Source organism: Pseudorhodoferax sp. Leaf274 (genome assembly GCF_001422445.1).
In the GTDB taxonomy this organism is placed as follows: domain Bacteria; phylum Pseudomonadota; class Gammaproteobacteria; order Burkholderiales; family Burkholderiaceae_C; genus Pseudorhodoferax.
The window spans coordinates 123,825-143,538 of record NZ_LMNA01000004.1; the positions used below are offsets into that span (position 1 = coordinate 123,825).

Below are 19,714 nucleotides of genomic sequence, written 5' to 3' on the forward strand. Positions count from 1 at the left end.
CACCGACCCATCGGCCCCCCGATGGGCCTTCGTCTCAGCCTGCCCGGCATGCGGCCGGGCGGCGTCTTGCTGCCCTTCATCCATGACCCCTGCTTCTTTCACGCGGCGGCCGCTGCCGTTCGCCCTGTCCAGCGCCGCCCTGCTTGTGGCGATGCCCGCCCTCGCCCAGGACACCCAGCTCTCCACCGTCGAGGTGGTCGGCCGCACCGCCTCGGGCGCCTACCACGCCGAAGAAGCGGCAGGCGCCAAGACCGAGCTGCCGCTGCGCGAGCTGCCGCAGTCCGTGCGCGTCGTCACGCGCCAGGCCATCGACGACCTGGGCGCCACCAGGCTGGACGACGTGCTCGACTACGTGGGCGGCGTCTCGCGCCAGAACAACTTCGGCGGGCTGTGGGACAACATCGCCATCCGCGGCATGCCGGGCGACCAGAACGTGGGCATGGCCACGCTGTTCAACGGCTTCTCGTCGGGCCGCGGCTTCAACGCGCCGCGCGACCTGGCCGGCGTGGAGCGCATCGAGTTCTTGAAGGGCCCGGCCGCCGCGCTATACGGCAGCAGCGAGCCGGGCGGCACGCTGAACGTGGTGTCCAAGCGGCCGCTGTGGAAGCCTGCGCATGCGGTCGAGGCCTATGGCGGCAGCCATGGCCTGAAGCGTGGCGCGCTCGACAGCACCGGCCCCCTCGGCGAGAACTTCGCCTACCGGCTCAACGTGGCCGTGGAAGACCGCGACGGCTGGCGCGACCATGTGGGCTCACAGCGCCAGGTGCTGGCGCCGGCCTTCACCTGGAAGCTCACGCGGGACACGGTGCTCGACTACACGGGCGAGATCCTGCGCCACGAGACGCCGCTGGACCGCGGCGTGGTGGCCCTTGCGAACGGCCGGCTCGGCGCCATCCCGCGCACGCGCTTCCTGGGCGAGCCGGCCGACGGCGACGTGCGCGTGGACAACCGCACGCACCAGCTGATCCTCTCGCACATCTGGGCCAGCGGCTGGACCGGCCGTCTCGGCCTGTCGCAGCGCACCACGGGCATCCACGGCTACTCCACCGAGGCCACGAACCTGCAGGCCGACGGCCTGCTCACGCGCCAGCGCCGCCTGCGCGACTACGACTCCGACGACCTTGCGCTGCAGGCCGAACTGCAGGGCAAGGTGGACACCGGCGGCATCCAGCACGAACTGCTGTTCGGCGTGGAGCGCTTCCGCTTCGAGATGGACACGCGGATGCTGCGCGCAAGCCCCACCACCAGCCAGCCCTACGCCATCGACATCTACGACCCCGTCTATGGCCAGGCCCAGCCGACGCCCGTGGCGAACACCGACACCTTCGAGCGCCAGCGCAACACCGCCTTCTACATGCAGGACGCGATCACGCTCGCGCCCGCGTGGCGCCTGCTGGCCGGCGTGCGCGTGGACAACTACGACCAGTCGCTGCTGAACCGCCGCACCGGCGTCACGACACCGCAGGAGCCTTCATCGACCTCGCCGCGCCTGGGCCTGAGCTGGCTGCCCACGTCGCAGTGGACGGTCTACGCCAGCGCCGGTCGCTCGTTCCGCCCCAACACCGGCAGCAGCGCAGCCGGCAACGCCTTCTCGCCCGAGACCGGCCGCGCGCTGGAGCTCGGCACCAAGTGGGAGAGCGCAGACCAGCGCATCGGCGCCACAGCAGCGCTGTTCGAGATCCGCAAGCGCAATGTGCTGACCTCCGACCCGGCCAACGCGGGCTACTCCATTGCCGCCGGCGAGGTCCGCTCGCGCGGCCTGGAGCTGGACCTGGCCGGCCAGCTCAGCACGCACTGGCGCGTCAACGCCAGCCTGGTGTTCAACGACGTGGAGATCACGCGCGACAACAACCTCCAAGTGGGTGGCCGCCTGCTCAACGTGCCGCGCGTGAACGGCAGCCTGCTGGCCGTCTACGAGGACGCGCTGGCCAACGGCCAGCGCTACGGCATCGGCGGCGGCGTCACGCACATGGGCCAGCGCCTGGGCCAGGCCCGCACGCAGGCCGAGGCCAACGCCGGCACGGCCGCCTTCGACCTGCCGAGCTACACCACGGCCAAGCTGGTCGCCTACTGGCGCGTGACGCCCACGCTGCGCCTCACGCTGGACGTGGACAACCTGTTCGACGCCACCTACTACACGAGTTCGTTCAGCCGCCTGTGGGTCGCGCCCGGCATGGAGCGCGCCATCACGGTCGGCCTGCAGGCGAAGTTCTGATGGCCCAACCCGCATTGCACGCCCAGGCCGTCGAAGCCGGCTACGCCGGCCGCAGCATCCTGCGCGGCCTGGACCTCGCCGTCGCCCCCGGCGAGACCTACGCCCTGCTCGGCGCCAACGGCGCCGGCAAGACCACCACGCTGAGCCTGTTCCTGGGCTTCGTGCAACCCACGCGCGGCCAGGTGCGCGTGCTGGGCGCCGACCCCGTGGTCGACGCCGCCGCGGCACGGCGCCAGCTGGCCTACATCCCCGAGAACGTGGCCCTGTACGAGCACCTGAGCGCCCGCGAGAACCTGGCCTACCTGCTGGATCTCGCGGGCCAGGGCCTGGGCCGGGACGCCATCGACGCCGCGCTGGCGCGTGCCGGGCTGGACGCCGCCGCGCATGGCCGGCGCGTGGCCGGCTTCTCCAAGGGCATGCGGCAGAAGGTCGCCATCGGCCTGGCGCTCGCGCGCCGCGTGCCCGTGCTGCTGCTGGACGAGCCGACCTCGGGCCTGGATCCGCAGGCCACGGCCGAGTTCAGCCGCCTGCTGGGCTGGCTGCGCGGCGAAGGCGTGGCCATCCTCATGGTCACGCACGACCTGCTGGGCGCGGCCGACGTGGCCGACCGCATCGGCTTCCTCGACCAGGGCCGGCTGCGCGAAGAGGTGGCGGCCAGCGGCGCCGAGCGCTTCGACGTGCGCGCGCTGCACCGGCGCTATGCCACCGCAGGAGAGTCGGCATGAGCCTCGCCCAGCCCTCCGGACAGGCCCGCCCCGCAGGCGAAGCCCTGGGCCCGCCGGCCCACCCCGTGCTGCGCATCGCACGCGAGGAATGGCGCTGGCTGCGGCGCGACCGCGTGGCCGTGCTGGGCCTGGTGCTGTTGCTGCTGCTGGCGGCCGTGGCCATCGTGCACGCCGCCGCGCAGCGCGACGCGCTGGCCGCCGAGCGCGCACGCCGCCAGGGCCAGGTGGACCAGGCCTTCGAAGCCTCGCCCGACCGCCACCCGCACCGCATGGTGCACTACGGCCACTTCGTGTTCCGGCCGCTGAACCCGCTGGCCGCGTTCGACCCCGGTGTCGATGCACAGACCGGCCACACGCTGTTCCTCGAAGGCCACCGGCAGAACAGCGCCAATTTCAGCGAGGTGCGCCAGTCCTCCTTGCTGTTGCGCTTCGGCCAGCTCACGCCGGCCTTCGTGCTGCAGGTGCTGGCGCCGCTGCTGCTGGTATTCGCGGGGCACGCCACGCTCGCGCGCGAGCGCGAGGCCGGCACCTTGCGCGTGCTGCTGGCCCAGGGCGTGCGGCCACGGCAGATCGTGGCCGGCAAGCTGCTCGCACTGGCCGGCCTGGCCGCCGTGGTGCTGCTGCCGGCGCTGCTGGCCCTGGCCTGGATCGCGGGCACGACGCCGGCCCCGGCCGCACTGGCCGCCACGCTGGCCGGCGGCTACGCACTGTGGCTGGCCCTGTGGGTGCTGGGCACCGTCTGCGTCTCCGCCTGGCTGAAGCAGGCGCGCAGCGCGCTCGTGGTGCTGCTGGCCGCGTGGGCCGTCGGCGTGGTGCTGCTGCCGCGCCTGGCCGCCGAGCTGGCCAGCGCCGCGCTGCCCTTGCCCACGCGCGTGGAGACCGACATCGCGATCGCGCGCGAACTCGCGGCGCTGGGCGACAGCCACAACCCGGACGATCCGCACTTTGCCGCCTTCCGCGCCCGGCTGCTGGCGCAGCACGGCGTGGCGCGCGTGCAGGACCTGCCGCTGAACTACAAGGGCCTGGTGGCGATGGAGGGCGAACGGTTGACCTCCGGGCTGTTCGTGCGCCATGCCGATGCCGGCTTCGCACGGCAGCAGGCCCAGCTGGACTGGGTCGACCGCGCGGCGCTGCTGAGCCCGCTGCTCGCGCTGCGCCGGCTCTCGATGGCCACCGCCGGCACCGACCTCGCGGCCTACCGCAGCTTCCTGGAACAAGGCGAGCGCCACCGCTACGCGCTGGTGCAATCGCTCAACCGCCTGCAGGCCGAGAAGCTCACGCTGGCGGGCGACCGCTCCAGCCGCGACGACCGCATCGGCGCCGCGCATTGGCACGACCTGGCGGTGTTCCGCTTCGAGGCCACGCCGCCCGCGCAGGCGCTGCGCACGGCGGCACCGGCCGCAGCGGTGCTGCTGCTGTGGCTGGCAGGCCTGGGCAGCGCGCTGGCGCTGGCCACGCGCCGCATCGGCAAGGTGATGCCATGAGGGCCTGGACGCACGAATGGCGATTGCTGGCGCGCACGCCCTTCGCCCTGGCGGCGCTCGCGTTGCTGTTGCTGCTGTCCAGCCTGGCCGTGCTGTCCGGCGCGCGCGAGACCGCGCGCCAGCAGCACACGCTGCAACGCCTGGCCCCGCTGCAGCAGCAGGACCTGGCCGCGCAGACCCGCAAGCCACTGGCGCGCGGCGACGCCGGTTCGGCCGCCTACTACGGCCAGCACGCCGCCTGGAGCCCGCCCTCGCCCACGGCCTTCCTGGCGCTGGGCCTGCGCGACGCCACGCCGCTGGTGTTGCGCGTGCGTGCGCTCGCACTGCAGTCGCAGCTGCACGAGGGCGAGCACTTCAACCCCGAACTGGCCTTGGCGGGGCGCTTCGACCACGCCTTCGTGCTGGTCTACCTGGCACCGTTGTTCCTCGTCGCACTGCTGTACGACCTGGTCAGCGGCGAGCGCCGCGCCGGCCGCCTGGCCACGCTGCTCGCACTGCCGTGTGCGGGGCCGCGGCTGTGGCTGCGGCGGGCCGCGCTGCGCGCCGCGCTGGTGGCGCTGTGCTTGCTGCTGCCCGTGCTGGCCGCGGCCCTGTGGTTGCGCGTGCCGCCGTCCATGCTGGTCGCACCGGTGCTGGCCACACTCGCCTACGTGGCGTTCTGGAGCGGCCTGTCCCTGGCCATCGGCGCCCGGGGCCGCAGCCCGGCCGCGCATGCCATGGCGCTCATGGGCTGCTGGGTGCTGCTCACGCTGGTGCTGCCCACGCTGGCGCACACCGCGATGGCCCGCGCACTGCCCGCCCACCAGGGGGTGGAGGCGGCGCTGGCGCAGCGCGAACGCGTGCACGGCGCCTGGGATCTACCGCGCGAGGAAACCATGGCGCGCTTCTTCCAGGGCCACCCCGCATGGCAGGGCACGGCCCCGCTGCCCTCGGGCTTCCACTGGAAGTGGTACTTCGCCTTCCAGCAGCTGGGCGACGAGGACGTGGCCGCGGACGTGCAGGCCTGGCGCGCGGCGCTGCAGGCGCGCCAGCGCTGGACCGAGCGGCTGGGCTGGCTGCTGCCCGGCGTGGGCGTGCAGACCGTGCTGCACCGGGCGGCCGCCACCGACCTGTCGGCCCAGTTGGCCCAGCAGGACGCGGTGGTCGACTTCCACACCCGGCTGCGCGGCTTCTTCTATCCCTACCTGTTCGGCGAGCGGCCGCTCGGCGCGGACGACTTCGCCAGCGTGCCGCGTTTCACGCCACCGCCGCTGCACACGCACGGCACCGCCACGCCGCTGCTCGCGCTGGCCGTGGTCGCGGCGCTGGCGCTGCTGGCCGGCGGCCTCGCCACGCGGCGGCTGCGGGCATGAAAGCGGCCCCCACGCTCCCCCGCTGCGAGAACGGCGCTTTCATGTCGGGGCGGCCCGGCCATGAAAAAACCGCCGGGCTTGCGCGCGGCGGTTCTCGTCGGAGCCGGGCCGGCTCCAGTGGTCGGCTCAGTCCGCGTACTGCCCGGCGGCCTTGATGACCGGGCCGAAGCGGGCCACCTCGGCCTGCACGAACTTCTTGTGCTCGGCCGGCTCCACGCGCTTGTCGTTGGCCACCACGGCGCCCAGGCCTTCCTGCTTCTTGATGAACTCGGGGTCCTTCAGGGCGGCCTTCAGCGCGGTGTTGAGCTTGGTCAGCACTGCAGGCGGCGTGCCCTTGGGCGCATACAGGCCGTGCCAGATCGTGACCTGGAAGCCCTTCAGGCCGGCCTCGTCCAGCGTGGGCAGGTCCTTCAACGCCGGGGTGCTCAGGCGCTTGCCCGTGGTCACGGCGTAGGCCTTGACCTTCTTGGCCTCGATCTGTGAGGTGGTGTTGGTGGTCTGGTCGCACAGCAGGTCGATCTGCCCGCCCAGCAGGTCGGCGATTGCCGGCGCCGTGCCCTTGTACGGCACGGTGGTCATCTCGGCCTTCAGCTCGCTCTGGAAGATCAGGCCGCACAGGTGCGAGGCCGAGCCGATGCCGGCATTGCCCAAGTTGACCTTGCCGCCGTTCTGGCCGATCCAGGTGCGCAGCTCGGCGAAGTTGTTGGCCGCCAGGCCCGGCTTGCCGATCAGCGTCATGGGAACGTCGTTGACGATGCCCAGGTACTCGAAATCGGTCTCGTAGTTGTACGAGAGCTTGCGGTACAGCACGGGCGTGGTGGCCATGCCCACGTGCGTGACGAGCAGCGTGTAGCCGTCGTTCTTGGCGCGTGCCACCTTGGTCGTGCCGATGGTGCTGCCGGCGCCGCCCAGGTTCTCGATGATCACCGGGTTGTTGCCCAACTGGCGCTGCATGGCCTCTGCCAGGTCGCGCGCGACGCGGTCGGTCGGCCCGCCGGCCGCGAACGGCACGACCATGGTGATGGGCTTGCCGCCCGGGAAATCCTGGGCCTGCACACCCATCGCGGCAACCGCCAGAGCGGCGGCCGTCAGCAGCTTGTTCATCTTGACTCCTCTGCAACCGAAGTGAAATAACGGCGCGGATGGTAGCCCCGTACTCCCTGTAGGGAAATTCTGAGAACTACCAGTGCAGCCCGCCTACCGGTAGCTGCGCTGGTCGTCGATGACCTTGCCGTCGTCGGGAAGGCTGCCCGCGGCGCACCATTGCACGTCGCCGCGCAGCTTGGTCAGCTCGCGGATGGCCTCGGCCACGCGGGCGCGCAAGGCCTCGTCGGGCGCGGCGCATTCGGCGTGCAACGCCATCGCATCGCTGGCCATCTCGCCGCTGACCACCAGGCGCACGCGGCCCAGCGCGGGAAAGCGCCGCACGATCTCCTGCACCTGGCTGGGGTGCACGAACATGCCGCGCACCTTGGTGGTCTGGTCGGCGCGCCCCATCCAGCCCTTGATGCGCGTGTTGGTGCGGCCCGTGGGGCAGTGGCCCGGCAGCACGGCCGAGAGGTCGCCGGTGCCGAAGCGGATCAGCGGGTAGTCGGGATCGAAGCTCGTGACCACGACCTCGCCGACCTCGCCCTCGGCCAGCGGCACGCCGTCGGGCCCGACGATCTCCACGATGACCTGCTCGTCCAGCACCAGGCCCTCGCGGGCGGGCGTCTCGTAGGCGATCAGCCCGATGTCGGCCGTGGCGTAGCACTGGTAGGCCGCGATGCCCTGGGCCTGGAACCAGTCGCGCAGCGAGGGCGGGCAGGCCTCGCCACTGACCAGCGCCTTGGAGATCGACAGCGGCCGGCCCGCGGCCTTCTCGAGCGCGATCTTGAGGAAGCTGGGCGTGCCGCAGTAGCCGTGCGGGCGCAGGTCGGCCATCGCCTGCAGCTGCATCTCGGTGTTGCCCACGCCGCCCGGGAACACCGTGCAGCCCAGCGCCAGCGCGCCTTCTTCCATCATCGCGCCGGCCGGGGTCAGGTGGTAGCTGAAGCTGTTGTGCACGAGCTCGCCACCCCGAAACCCGGCCGCGTACATCGCGCGCGACATGCGCCAGCTGTCTTCGTCCACCCCCTGCGGCTCGTACAGCGGGCCAGGCGACTGGAATACGCGCTTGGCGCGACGCGCCAGGTGCAGGCCGCTCCAGCCGCTGGCCGCGAAACCGCCGAACGGGTCGCCGCCGGCCGCACGCGCGGCCTGCTGGCGCGCCAGCAGGTCGTGCTTGCGCAGCACGGGCAGGCCGGCCAGCGCGGCGCGGCTGTCGATGGCCGCCGGGTCCACCTGCGCCAGCCGCTCGGCCTGGGCCGCGCTGCGCGCCTTGGCGTGCGCGATCAGGCCCGGCAGGGCGGACAGCAGCGCGGCTTCGCGCTCGGCGGGGTCACGCGTCTCGCGCGCATCGAGGGTGGCTGCATTCATGCTGCTGTCGATCTCAGAAGGGGTTCATGCCAGCCAGCGCTTGCGGCGCTTGTAGCTCTTGACGTCGCGAAAGCTCTTGCGGCCCTCGCCACCGGTGCCGAGGTAGAACTCCTTGACGTCCTCGTTCTCGCGCAGCGCGCTGGCCGCGCCATCCATGACCACGCGCCCGCTCTCCAGGATGTAGCCGAAGTCGGCGTAGCGCAGCGCCATGTTGGTGTTCTGCTCGGCCAGCAGGAAGGTCACGCCCTCCTTGGTGTTGAGATCCTTCACGATCTCGAACACCTCCTCGACGATCTGCGGCGCCAGGCCCATGGAGGGCTCGTCGAGCAGCACCATCTTCGGGTTGGCCATCAGCGCACGGCCGATGGCGCACATCTGCTGCTCGCCGCCCGAGGTGTAGGCGGCCTGGCTGGTGCGCCGGGTCTTGAGCCGCGGGAAGTAGTTGTAGACCTTCTCCAGCGTCTGCTCCACCGCGGCCCTGCCGTCCTTGCGCGTGTAGGCGCCGGTCATGAGGTTGTCCTCGATGGTCAGGTGGGCGAAGCAATGCCGGCCCTCCATGACCTGGATCACGCCGCGGTCCACCAGCTCGGCCGGCGTCAGGTTCTCGATGCGCTCGCCGCGCAGCGCGATCGAGCCCTTGGTCACGGCGCCGCGCTCGGCGTGCAGCAGGTTGGACACCGCCCGCAGGGTGGTGGTCTTGCCGGCGCCGTTGGCGCCCAGCAGGGCCACGATGCTGCCCTCGTCCACGCGCAGCGAGACGCCCTTGAGCACCAGGATCACGTGGTTGTAGATGACCTCGATGCCGTTCACATCGAGGAACGCGTCGGGCGCATCGCGGCGCGCGGCCGAAGGCAGGTCGGACATGGCGTTACGAGCAGCTGCGCGGCGTGATCTTCTTGTCGCTGGCGTACTTGGCCGACAGCTCCTTGACCAGCGGGTCGATCAGGCTCTTGTCGGCCTGGTACCAGTCGGACGTGATGTTCCACTTGCCGCCGTCCCACTGCACGATGCGCGCCCAGTCGGTGCCCATGTGGTTGCTGCACGAGGTCTTGACCGGCCGCATGACCTCGCCGAAGCCCAGCGCCTTGAGCTTGTCGGCCGTGAGGTCCAGGTTCTCCATGCCCCACTTGACCTGCTCGGGCGTCATGACCTTGCCCTTGCCGAACTTCTCCTGCGCGGCGCGGATCGCCTCCACCTGCAGCATGGAGATCATCATGCCGCGCGTGTGCGCCATCACGCCGACCTCGCCCGCGTCGCTGGCCGTGCCCTGGCCCTTGTCGTAGACGAACTTGCGCAGGTCGTCGTGCACCTTGTCCTTGGCCGCGCTGTTGTGGATGGTGATGGCGTTGTAGCCCTTGGCGCCGGCGCCGATGTCCTTCACGTCGTGGTCCGAGCCGGCCCACCAGATGGCGTAGATCTTGTCGCGCGCATAGCCGGTGGCCTGGGCTTCGCGCACGGCGGCTGGCGTCATCACGCCGGCCGACCACAGCAGCACGTAGTCGGGCTTTTGCTGGCGGATCTGCAGCCAGGTGGACTTCTGCTCCACGCCGGGCGGCGTGACCGGGAACAGCGACAGCTCGAAGCCGTCCTTGGCGGCGCGCTTTTGCAGCAGCGCGATCGGCTCCTTGCCGTAGGGCGAGTCGTGGTAGACCAGCGCGATCTTCTTGCCCTTCAGGCTGCCCTTCTCCTTCTTGAGGATGTCCTGCACCATCACGTCGGCGGCGGTCCAGTAGGTGCCCAGCAGCGGGAAGTTCCACTCGAACACCGTGCCATCGACCGACTGCGACAGGCCGTAGCCCATGGTCACCACCGTCATCTTGTCGGCGAAGGCCTTGTCGGTCACCGCGAAGGTGATGCCGGTGGACTGCGTGTCGAAGCCGGCGGCACCGCCGCCCTTGCCCTTCAGGCGCTCATAGCACTCCACGCCCTTGGCCGCGTCGTAGGCGGTCTCGCATTCCTCGTACGTGAGCTTGACGCCGTTGACACCGCCATCGCGCGCGTTGACGAGCTTGAGGTAGTCCTGCTTGCCGTCGGCCCATGGGATGCCCAGCGGCGCGAACTGGCCCGTGCGGTAGACCAGCAGCGGCACGAACTGCTCGGACTGGGCGTGGGCGCCAGGCGCAGCCAGCATGGACAGGCAGGCCGCGGCAACGGCAGCGAGGGATTTCAGTTTCATGGTTGTCTCCTGGGGGTGGGTGGGAAAGCTCGGACAGAGGTCAGTGCGGGAAGGGCCACAGGCGCAGCTTCTCGCGCGCCGTGAGCCACAGGCGCGCCAGGCCATGCGGCTCGACGATCAGGAAGAACACGATCAGCGCGCCGAAGATCATGTGCTCCAGGTGCGAGGCCGTGGCCGTGGACAGCGGCAGGCCCAGCCAGTGCGGCACATAGTTGAGCAGCAGCGGCAGCAGCACCATGAAGGCCGCGCCGAAGAAGGCGCCCGAGATGGAGCCCAGGCCGCCGATGATGACCATGAACAGCAGCTGGAACGAGCGGTCGATGCTGAAGGCCGCCGGCTCCCACGAGCCCAGGTGCACGAAGGCCCACAGCGCGCCGGCCACGCCGACGATGAACGAGCTGACCGCGAACGCCGACAGCTTGGCGTAGACCGGGCGGATGCCGATGACGGCGGCGGCCACGTCCATGTCGCGGATCGCCATCCATTGGCGGCCGATGGCGCCGCGCACCAGGTTCTTGGCCAGCAGCGCGAACACGCAGACGATGGCCAGGCACAGCAGGTACTTCTGCGCCGGCGTCTCGACAGGCGCCCCGAAGAACGACAGCGCGCCCACGCTGACCGAGCCCGAGGGCGAGTCGTTGGTGACCCACTTCACGCGGTTGGTGAACCAGTCGGTGAAGAACTGCGCCGCCAGCGTGGCCACCGCCAGGTACAGCCCGCGGATGCGCAGGCTGGGGATGCCGAACAGCACGCCGAACACCGTGGCCGCGAGCCCGCCGCCGATGAGCGACAGGATCAGCGGCATGCCGTCGAAGCGCACCTGAAGGTTGTAGGCCGCGTAGGCGCCGATGGCCATGAAGGCGCCCGTGCCCAGCGAGATCTGCCCGCAGTAGCCGACCAGGATGTTCAGCCCCAGCGCGGCCAGCGACAGGATCAGGAACGGGATCAGCACGGCGCGGAAGAAGTAGTCGCTGGCCAGCATGGGCACGGCGACGAAGGCCACCAGCAGCAGCGCGCAGATGGCGATGCGGTCCTGCAGGACCGGGAAGATCTGCAGGTCGCTGCGGTAGGTCTGCTTGAACTGGCCGTTTTCTCTGTACAACATCTCAGAACTCCACCGCGTGCCGCGAACGAGGCGTCGCAAAACAGGCCATTGAACCGATGGCCGCGGAGCAGGCCATGCGAGTGCACCCGCGGAACTGGCTCTGCCAGGCCGCTGGGTGCGCCCCCTTGAGGGGGGATGCGGCTACACGAAGTGAGCAAGCGACGGGGGTGGTCATACTCTGTCGATGATCTTGTCGCCGAAGAGGCCCTGCGGGCGCACCAGCAGGAAGCCCAGCGCCAGTACGTAGGCGAACCAGTTCTCGATGCCGCCGCCCAGCATGGGGCCGATGTAGATCTCCGACAGCTTCTCGCCCGCGCCGATGATGAGCCCGCCGACGATGGCGCCCGGCACCGAGGTGAGCCCGCCCAGGATCACCACCGGCAGCGCCTTGAGCGCCACCAGCGAGATCGAGAACTGCACGCCGAGCTTGGAACCCCAGATGATCCCGGCCACCAGCGCCACGATGCCGCCGATGGTCCAGACGATGACCCAGATGCGCGACAGCGGGATGCCGATGGACTGGGCGGCCTGGTGGTCGTCGGCCACGGCGCGCAGCGCGCGGCCGGTCGGCGTCTTCTGGAAGAACAGCGTGAGGCCGATCACCAGCAGGGCCGAGATCAGCGCCGCGTAGAGGTCTTCCTTGCTCAGCAGCAGGCCGCCCTCGAAGGTGTTCTCCAGCACCATCATCGGGTCCTTGGGCATGCCCACGTCGATCTTGTAGGTGGCGCTGCCGAACAGCAGCTGGCCCGCGCCGTCGATGAAGTAGGCGATGCCCAGCGTGGCCATCAGCAGCGCGATGGGCTCCTGGCCGACCAGCTGGCGCAGCGCCAGGCGCTCGATCAGCCAGGCCAGCACGCCCATCACCGCGATCGCCACGATCAGCGCCAGCACGTTGGCCAGCAGCAGGCTTTCGAAGCCCAGCCACTTGGGGAACCACTCCGAGAACCGCGCCATGGCCAGCGCCGCGAACAGCACCATCGCGCCCTGCGCGAAGTTGAAGACGCCCGAGGCCTTGAAGATCAGCACGAAGCCCAGCGCGACCAGCGCGTAGAGCATGCCGGCCATGAGGCCGCCGAACAGTGTTTCGAGGAAGAATCCCATGGCTTTCTCTAGTGCGTGGTGCCGAGGTAGGCGCGGATCACGTCTTCGTTGGCACGCACCTCGTCGGGCGCGCCATCGCCGATCTTCTTGCCGTAGTCGAGCACGACCACGCGGTCCGAGATGTCCATCACCACGCCCATGTCGTGCTCGATCAGCACGACGGTGGTGCCGAACTCGTCGTTCACGTCGAGGATGAAGCGGCACATGTCCTGCTTCTCCTCCACGTTCATGCCGGCCATGGGCTCGTCCAGCAGCAGCACCTGCGGCTCCATCGCCAGCGCGCGGCCCAGGTCCACGCGCTTCTGCAGGCCGTAGGGCAGCCGGCCCACGGGCGTCTTGCGGAAGGGCTGGATCTCCAGGAAATCGATGATGCGTTCGACCTTCTCGCGGTGCGCGATCTCCTCGCGCTCGGCCGGGCCCCAGCGCAGTGCCTGCCAGAGCAGGTTGCTCTTCATGCGCAGGTTGCGGCCGGTCATGATGTTGTCCAGTACGCTCATGCCCTTGAACAGGGCCAGGTTCTGGAAGGTGCGCGCCACGCCCATCTCGGCCACCTGGCGCGAATTCATGTGCCTGAAGGTCTTGCCCCGGAAGGTGATGGCGCCTTCCTGCGGCGCATAGACGCCGTTGATGCAGTTGAGCATGGAACTCTTGCCCGCGCCATTGGGGCCGATGATGGCGCGCACCTCGTGCTCGCGCACGTCGAAGCTGATGTCGGTCAGCGCCTTCACGCCGCCGAAGCGCAGGCTGATGTTCTTGACCTCCAGGATCACGTCGCCGATGCGGCGGCCGGTGGAAGACGTCAGGGCGGTGGTCTCGTTCATGGTCGACGCGTTCATCATGCGGCCTTCCGCACGGGCGCGAAGGTCTTCGCATCGCCCATGCGCAGCGTGGCGCTCACGCTGCCGGTGCGGCCGTCCTCGAACTTGACCTGGGTCTCGATGAACTGCTCGGCCTTGGCACCGTACAGCGCGTCGATCAGCACCGCATACTTCTCGGCGATGAAGCCGCGCCGGACCTTGTTGGTGCGCGTGAGCTCGTTGTCGTCGGCGTCCAGCTCCTTGTGCAGCACGAGGAAGCGGCTGGCCTGGCTGCCGGCCAGCATGCCGTCCTGCGCAAGGTCGGCGTTGACCTTCTCCACGCACTCGCGCATGAGTTCGTAGACCTCGGGCTTCTGCGCCAGGTCGGTGTAGCCGGCGTAGGGCAGGTTGCGCCGCTCGGCCCAGTTGCCCACGGCCTCGAAGTCGATGTTGAGCATCACGGCGACGCTGGCGCGGCCGTCGCCATAGGCCACGACCTCCTTGATGTAGGGGAAGAACTTGAGCTTGTTCTCCACGTACTTGGGGGCGAACATGGCCCCGTCGTTGGCGCCGCCCTTGATCCGGCCGACGTCCTTCACGCGGTCGATGATCTTGAGTTGGCCGCTGGCGTCGAGGAAGCCGGCATCGCTGGTGTGGTACCAGCCGTCGGCCGTCAGCACCTCGTCGGTGGCCTTCTGGTTCTTGTAGTAGCCCTTGAGCAGGCCGGCCGAGCGCACCAGGATCTCGCCGTTGTCGGCCACCTTGATCTCCACGCCCTCGATGGGCACGCCCACGGTGTCGGCACGCACGGCGTTGTCGGGCTGCAGGCACACGAACACCGCGGTCTCGGTGGAGCCGTAGAGCTGCTTGAGGTTGATGCCGATGGCGCGGTAGAAGGTGAACAGGTCCGGGCCGATGGCCTCGCCCGCGGTGTAGGCCACCCGCACGCGCGAGAAGCCCAGCGTGTTGCGCAGCGGGCCGTAGACGCACAGGTCGCCGAGCGCATAGAGCACGCGGTCGCCCAGCGAGAGCGGCTTGCCGTCCATGCGCGCGGGGCCGACGCGGCGCGCCACGTCCATGAAGCGGTGGAACATCGCGCGCTTGATGCGGCCGGCGTCCTCCATGCGGATCATGACGCTGGTCAGCAGGCCCTCGAACACACGCGGCGGCGCGAAGTAGTAGGTCGGGCCGATCTCCTTCAGGTCGATGCCGACCGTGGCCGCCGACTCGGGGCAGTTGACCACGTAGCCGCAGGCCAGCCACTGCGCATAGCTGAAGATGTTCTGGCCGATCCAGGCGGGCGGCAGGTAGGCCAGCACGTCCTCGTCGGCGGTGAGCTTGTCGAAGTCGGCACCTGCGCGGGCGCGGTTGAGCAGGCTGCGGTGGGTGTGGACCACGCCCTTGGGGTTGCCCGTGGTGCCCGAGGTGAAGAACATGGCGCCCACGTCGTCGGGCCTGCCCTGCGCCACCTGGGCCTGGAGGAAGCCGCTGTCCTGCGCGGCGCGGGCCTTGCCGAGGTCCAGCAGTTCCGTGAGGCCCGCGAGGCCACTGTCGCCGTAGTTGCGCAGGCCGCGCGGATCGTCGTACCAGATGTGCGTCAACGCCGGGTACTGGCTGCGCACCTCCAGCATCTTGTCGACCTGCTCCTGGTCTTCCACCACGCACATGCGCACTTCGGCGTTGGACATGGGGAACACGCATTCGGCGGCCACGGCGTCCTGGTACAGCGGCACGGGGATTGCGCCCAGTGCCTGCGCGGCCAGCATGCAGGCGTACAGCCGCGGCCGGTTGGCCCCCACCACCGCGAGGTGTTCGCCGCGCTGCAGGCCGGCCTGCTGCAGCCCGCAGGCGGCGTGCTCGACCATGGTGGCCAGCGCGCGCCAGCTCAGCGTCTGCCAGATGCCGAACTCCTTCTCGCGCATGGCCGGCGCATCCGGCCGTTCGGCGGCATGCCTGAGCAGCAGTTGGGGAAAGGTGGTGTCCATGACGCTCCTAAATTCGGCTCCAGCAAGCACAGCCATGCAGAAGTGGCCGCATCGTAGGCGGGACTTTGACGCCATCATGTCGGCTCAACGACAATTTAAGGGTGACCCCTCCCCCGGAATTACCCGAAGCCCCGCCGCTGCACCAGCGCCGCCGTCCCCCCACTGTGCGCGAACTCGACGCCATCCCCTGGCTGGCCGAGCTCACGCCGCACGAGCGTGCCGGCGTGCTGCCCGAGATCACGGCCGTCAACGCACGGCCCGGCGACCATGTCTGCCGCATCGGCCGGCCCGTGACCTACTGGTTCGGCGTGATCGAAGGACTGCTCAAGATGAGTTCGGAGACCGCGCAGGGCCAGACCATGACCTTCGCCGGCCTGCCCTCTGGCGGCTGGTTCGGCGAGGGCACGGCGCTCAAGCGCGAGCCCTACCGCTACAACGTGCAGGCGCTGCGCGCCAGCGTGGTGGCCGGCATCCCGGTGGACAGCTTCCACTGGCTGCTGGACCACTCGATCGGCTTCAACCGCTTCGTCATGAACCAGCTCAACGAGCGGCTCGGCCAGTTCATCGCCGCGCGCGAGATCGACCGCCTGGCCGACCCCGACGTGCGCGTGGCGCGCAACCTGGCCGCCCTGTTCAACCCGGTGCTGTACCCCGGCGTGGGCCAGGTGCTGCGCATCACCCAGCAGGAGCTGGCCTACCTGGTGGGTCTGTCGCGCCAGCGCGTGAACGAGGCGCTGGCCACGCTGCAGAAGGGCGGGCTGATCCGCACCGAGTACGGCGGCCTGCGCGTGCTGGACCTGGAGCGGCTGCGCACCGAGGTGCCGGGCCAGGCCGCCGCCTGAAACCGGCCGGCGCCACGGTGTATCGTCCTGGCGTTCGCGAACCACCGTGCGCTTGGCACGAGACCCCCATGAAGCAGCTTTCCCTCGTCCTCGGCGCATGCCTGGCGCTGACCACCGCTGGCGCCTCGGCGCAGGTGGCCGGCTATGTGAAGACCACCGGCGGCCAGGCCAGCATCGTCTCGGCGGGCAAGGCCGTGGCCGCCCAACCCGGCACGCCCGTCTCCGTCGGCGACGTGGTGCGCACGGGCGCGGACGGCAGCCTGGGCATCACGCTCAAGGACAACACCATGCTGTCGTTCGGCCCGTCGACCACCTTCACGCTGGAGGACTTCCTGTTCGCGCCGGCGCAGGGCCGCCTGCAGCTGGGCGGCAACATCGGCACCGGCAGCCTGCAGTACGTGTCGGGCGCCATCGCCAGGCTCAAGCCCGAGGCGGTGAAGATCAAGACGCCCACCGGCATCATCGGCGTGCGCGGCACGCGCTTCGTCGCGGTGGTGCAGCCATGATGCGGCGCTGCTCCGCACTGCTGGCGGCCGCCGTGCTCGCCGGCTGCGCCACGCCGCCGGCACCGCCGCGGGCCTACGTCGCGCTGCTGGAGAACGCCGACGGCAGCACCGGCCGCGTGGTCTACCGCGGCCCCTCAGGCACGGCCGAACTGCGCCAGCCGCGCGAGGCCGTGGCGCTCGACGGGCCGGCCACGCCGTTCACCTTGAGCCCTGCGCAGCTGCAGCGCGACGCCGGCGCGGCCATGGCGGCGCAGCCGCGCCCGCCGCGGGTGTTCGTGCTGTACTTCGACGCGGGCAATGCGCAGATGACGGCGTCCTCGCAGGCGCTGCTGGCCGACATCCTGGCCGACGTGAAGAGCCGTGCGACGGCCGACATGTCCATCATCGGCCACACCGACACCGTGGGCGGCGCCGAGCAGAACGCCGCGCTGGCGCTGCGCCGGGCCGAGCAGGTCGGCCAGATGCTCAAGGAAGCCATCGCCGCCGCCCAGCAGGTGGAGATCACCTCGCACGGGGAGACCAACCTGCTGGTGCCCACGCCCGACGAGACGCCCGAGCCGCGCAACCGGCGCGTCGAAGTCACGGTCCGCTGAACTACTTTCCCGCCAGCACGATGAGGTCGCCGCGCTCGCCGCGGCGCAGGCGCTCCAGGTGCAGCCGCACCAGCGGATCGCCGGGCTGCTGCTGCGCCAGCGCCTCGAAGGCCGCGAGCGCCTGCGGCGCCTCGCCGGCGAGCTGCCGGTAGGCCGCTGCGTACGCCGCGATGGCGGCCTCGTCCACCGGCCCGGGCAGTCCGTCGTGCAACGGCTGGTACACCTGCAGCGGCTGCGTCTTGCCCTGGGGCAGCAGCCGCGCCACCGGACGCGCGCGCGCACCGGCGCAGCCCGCCAGCAGCGCCTCGGACACGCAGACCCGCGTGCCCAGGTACTTGTTGGCCCCCTCGAGCCGCGCCGCGGTGTTGACCGCGTCGCCGAGCGCGCGGTAGTCGAACATGGTGTGGCCGCCGAAGTTGCCGACGATGACCTCGCCGCTGTGCACGCCGATGCGCGTGTGCCCGAGCGGGCGGCCGCGGCCGCGGGCGTAGCCGTCGGCGAAGCGCTGCATCTCCAGCGCGCAGTCGTAGGCGCGCTGGCGGTGGTCGCGCTGGGCGAGCGGGGCAGAGAACATGATGGCCAGCGCATCGCCGATGAAGCGGTCCAGCGTGCCCTGGTGGCGGAACACGATGGCGATCATGCCGTCCAGGTAGCCGTTCACCAGGCCCACGGCATCGGCCGGGTCGATGCGTTCCATGAGGCCCGTGAAGCCGGCCAGGTCGGTGAAGATGAAGCTGCAGTGGCGCCGTTCGCCCGACAGCGCGAGCTGCTCCGGATGCCGCACGATGTGCGAGACCAGGTTGGGCGACACATAGCGCGAGAACGCCCGCGCCAGCCAGCGCCGGCGCTGCTCGCTGGCATGGTGGCGCAGCACGCTGGGCACCCCGAAGGCGGCCAGCACGCCGAGCGCGGGCGCCAGCGGGTCGACCAGCAGGCGCTGGGCCGAGAAGGCCCACCAGCTGGCCCCGGCGAAGGCACCGACGACCGCCAGCAAGGCCGCCGCCGAGGGCAGCGGCCCGCGCGTGAAGGCCAGCGTGCCGACCAGCAGCCCGCCCAGCAGCAGCGCGAGCGCCTCCAGCGCATCGAGCCCCGCCGGGCGGCGCAGCAGCGCGCCGGACAGCATCTGCTCCAGCGCCTGCGCATGCACTTCCACGCCAGGCACCACGCTGCCCAGCGGCGTGAAGCGCAGGTCCTGCAGGCCCTGGGCCGAACTGCCCACCAGCAGCAGCCGGCCGCGCAGCGACGCGGGATCGACCTGGCCCTGCAGCAGCTGCCATGCCGGGATGCGGCGCGCCGGCACGCTGGCGCCGTAGTGCAGCCAGAGCTCGCCCTCGGCCGTGACCGGCAGCGCGTAGCGGCCCACACGCAGTTCGGTCAGGCCGCCGGCCGGCCCGTCGTCTGCACGCAGCAGGTAGTTGGTCTGGCCCTGGGCCACGCGCAGCATCTCCGCCGACAGCGAGGGCAGCAGCCGCTCGCCCGTGCGCAGCACCAGCGGCACGCGGCGCAGCACGCCGTCGCCATCGGGCAGGAAGGACAGCGCGCCATGGCCGGCCGCCGCCTGCGCCAGCAGCGGCAACGGCGCCACCACGCTGCCGCCCTCGGGCACGTGCGCCAGCGCCGAGGCGCCCAGCTGCACGAAGCGCGCGCGCTCGGGCAAGGAGGCAGGGGCGCCGTTCGCAACTTCCGCGCCGTCGGGCCGCAGCGAGAAGCCGAGCACGGCCGGCACATCGGCCAGGCTGGCGGCGAAGCGCGCATCGGGATCGGGCAGGGCCAGCACCGCGGCACGCGCGGCGGCCGGCAGCGCCGCCAGCTGCGGCAGGGCGCGGGGCGCGCTGCGGTCGGGTTCGGCGAATACGGCGTCGAAGCCGATCGCCGCGGCGCCGCCGGCGCGGGCGCGCTCGACCAGCTCGGCCAGGCGCGTACGCGGCCAGGGCCACTGGCCCAGCCGCGCCAGGCTGTCCTCGTCCACATCGACGATGCGCACGCCCATGTCCGGCCCGCTGCGCGGCTGCCAGCGCTGGTACTGGTCGAACACACCGTGGCGCAGGGCGCGCAGCCAGGCCGGATCGGCCAGCAGCACGGCCAAGGCCAGCGCCAGCGTCGCGCCCAGCACGCCCGCCTGGCCCGCCATGCGCCAGCGCCTGGTCATGTCGCCCCCACGCTCCCCGCTGCGCGTGGTTCGCTGCCCCCCGAGGGGGTGCCCGCTTGCTTGGGGCGGCCTGGCGCGGCGGATGTGGCCCCCACGCTTCCCGCTGCGCGTGGTTCGCTGCCCCCCGAGGGGGTGCCCGCTTGCTTGGGGCGGCCCGGCGCGGCGCGTGTGGCCCCCACGCTCCCCGCTGCGCGTGGTTTGCTGCCCCCCGAGGGGGTGCCCGCTTG

At 70.9% G+C, this 19,714-nt stretch carries 16 protein-coding genes; 7 read left to right on the top strand and 9 right to left on the bottom strand.

Translation table 11 applies throughout. The annotated features are described in order from the left end of the window. Positions 1-82: 82 nt before the first annotated feature. The 4 genes from ASF44_RS08860 to ASF44_RS08875 are packed head-to-tail and all read left to right on the top strand — an operon-like array spanning position 83 to position 5,776. Complete coding sequence (locus ASF44_RS08860; protein WP_056898855.1) at positions 83-2,215, top strand: TonB-dependent siderophore receptor; 2,133 nt, start codon at positions 83-85, stop codon at positions 2,213-2,215. After that, positions 2,215-2,940 (top strand): ABC transporter ATP-binding protein, encoded by a 726-nt coding sequence (locus ASF44_RS08865; RefSeq protein ID WP_056898856.1) that lies wholly within the window; start codon positions 2,215-2,217, stop codon positions 2,938-2,940. Before ASF44_RS08860 ends, ASF44_RS08865 begins: the two co-directional genes overlap by 1 nt. Continuing rightward, on the top strand, positions 2,937-4,424 hold the full coding sequence (locus ASF44_RS08870) for a DUF3526 domain-containing protein (RefSeq protein WP_082524616.1): 1,488 nt from the start codon (positions 2,937-2,939) through the stop codon (positions 4,422-4,424). Before ASF44_RS08865 ends, ASF44_RS08870 begins: the two co-directional genes overlap by 4 nt. Next, entirely contained in the window at positions 4,421-5,776 is a 1,356-nt protein-coding gene (locus tag ASF44_RS08875; protein WP_056898857.1) for a DUF3526 domain-containing protein, read from the top strand. Before ASF44_RS08870 ends, ASF44_RS08875 begins: the two co-directional genes overlap by 4 nt. A 126-nt stretch (positions 5,777-5,902) precedes the next feature. Here the strand turns inward: ASF44_RS08875 and ASF44_RS08880 are convergent, their stop codons facing one another. From ASF44_RS08880 to ASF44_RS08915, 8 genes are all read right to left on the bottom strand, one after another. Next, a complete protein-coding gene (locus ASF44_RS08880; protein WP_056898858.1) occupies positions 5,903-6,880 on the bottom strand; it encodes a tripartite tricarboxylate transporter substrate-binding protein in 978 nt (325 codons plus the stop codon). A gap of 93 nt (positions 6,881-6,973) precedes the next feature. Then, positions 6,974-8,233 (bottom strand): phenylacetate--CoA ligase family protein, encoded by a 1,260-nt coding sequence (locus tag ASF44_RS08885; protein WP_056898859.1) that lies wholly within the window; start codon positions 8,231-8,233, stop codon positions 6,974-6,976. A 24-nt stretch (positions 8,234-8,257) separates the two neighbouring features. Then, the gene (locus tag ASF44_RS08890) at positions 8,258-9,097 is read right to left on the bottom strand and encodes an ABC transporter ATP-binding protein (protein ID WP_056898860.1); all 840 of its coding nucleotides are present in this window, start codon (positions 9,095-9,097) and stop codon (positions 8,258-8,260) included. 4 nt (positions 9,098-9,101) lie between these two features. Then, on the bottom strand, positions 9,102-10,409 hold the full coding sequence (locus tag ASF44_RS08895; protein WP_056898861.1) for an ABC transporter substrate-binding protein: 1,308 nt from the start codon (positions 10,407-10,409) through the stop codon (positions 9,102-9,104). Between the two features lie 40 nt (positions 10,410-10,449). Further along, the gene (locus ASF44_RS08900; protein ID WP_056898862.1) at positions 10,450-11,514 is read right to left on the bottom strand and encodes a branched-chain amino acid ABC transporter permease; all 1,065 of its coding nucleotides are present in this window, start codon (positions 11,512-11,514) and stop codon (positions 10,450-10,452) included. Positions 11,515-11,685: 171 nt separating this feature from the next. Further along, positions 11,686-12,615, bottom strand: a complete 930-nt coding sequence (locus ASF44_RS08905) for a branched-chain amino acid ABC transporter permease (RefSeq protein WP_056898863.1) — start codon at positions 12,613-12,615, stop codon at positions 11,686-11,688. A gap of 8 nt (positions 12,616-12,623) precedes the next feature. Further along, the gene (locus tag ASF44_RS08910) at positions 12,624-13,451 is read right to left on the bottom strand and encodes an ABC transporter ATP-binding protein (RefSeq protein WP_056898864.1); all 828 of its coding nucleotides are present in this window, start codon (positions 13,449-13,451) and stop codon (positions 12,624-12,626) included. Then, positions 13,451-15,397 carry a long-chain fatty acid--CoA ligase gene (locus tag ASF44_RS08915; RefSeq protein WP_056898865.1) on the bottom strand — a complete coding sequence of 649 codons (1,947 nt, stop codon included), beginning with the start codon at positions 15,395-15,397 and terminating at the stop codon, positions 13,451-13,453. Before ASF44_RS08915 ends, ASF44_RS08910 begins: the two co-directional genes overlap by 1 nt. A gap of 101 nt (positions 15,398-15,498) precedes the next feature. Between ASF44_RS08915 and ASF44_RS08920 the strand changes: the two genes are divergently transcribed. From ASF44_RS08920 to ASF44_RS08930, 3 genes are all read left to right on the top strand, one after another. Continuing rightward, positions 15,499-16,239 (top strand): Crp/Fnr family transcriptional regulator, encoded by a 741-nt coding sequence (locus tag ASF44_RS08920; protein WP_082524617.1) that lies wholly within the window; start codon positions 15,499-15,501, stop codon positions 16,237-16,239. 68 nt (positions 16,240-16,307) lie between these two features. Further along, positions 16,308-16,745: a FecR domain-containing protein gene (locus ASF44_RS08925; RefSeq protein WP_056898866.1), complete on the top strand. Its 438-nt coding sequence runs from the start codon at positions 16,308-16,310 to the stop codon at positions 16,743-16,745. Continuing rightward, positions 16,745-17,338, top strand: coding sequence for an OmpA family protein (locus ASF44_RS08930; protein ID WP_156374411.1), 594 nt, complete (start codon positions 16,745-16,747; stop codon positions 17,336-17,338). Before ASF44_RS08925 ends, ASF44_RS08930 begins: the two co-directional genes overlap by 1 nt. Before the next feature lies 1 nt (position 17,339). Here ASF44_RS08930 and ASF44_RS08935 read toward each other — a convergent pair whose 3' ends face one another. Next, entirely contained in the window at positions 17,340-19,487 is a 2,148-nt protein-coding gene (locus tag ASF44_RS08935; protein WP_056898868.1) for a CHASE2 domain-containing protein, read from the bottom strand. Between the last annotated feature and the right edge of the window lie 227 nt (positions 19,488-19,714).